This is a genomic window from Trabulsiella guamensis ATCC 49490 (assembly GCF_000734965.1).
GTDB classification, from domain to species: domain Bacteria; phylum Pseudomonadota; class Gammaproteobacteria; order Enterobacterales; family Enterobacteriaceae; genus Trabulsiella; species Trabulsiella guamensis.
Genome location: NZ_JMTB01000258.1, coordinates 1 through 259, shown reverse-complemented (window position 1 = coordinate 259; position 259 = coordinate 1). Strand labels below are relative to the sequence as shown.

Genomic DNA, 259 nt, shown 5'->3' with positions numbered 1-259 from the left:
GCTATTGATGATAAAGGTGTCCATGATGTTGCCGGGCGGGTACGTCAGTACCTGACAAAAATTATGCGTCATGCGGTACAGCAGGGAACGCTGAAATATAACCCGGCTTACGACCTTGATGGGGTTGTGACCCAGGTAGTAACCCGTCATCACCCGGCCCTCCCCCTCAGACAACTTCCCGAGTTACTGGAGAAGATCGACAGCTACAAAGGTCGAATGCTGACACGTCTGGCACTGGAGCTTAATCTGCATGTATTCC

General features: G+C 51.7%; 1 protein-coding gene. It reads left to right on the top strand.

Annotated elements, in window-relative coordinates; all coding sequences use genetic code 11:
• Positions 1-259, top strand: a 259-nt coding sequence (locus GTGU_RS23830) for a phage integrase central domain-containing protein (protein WP_038164054.1), incomplete at both ends; no start/stop codon positions are given.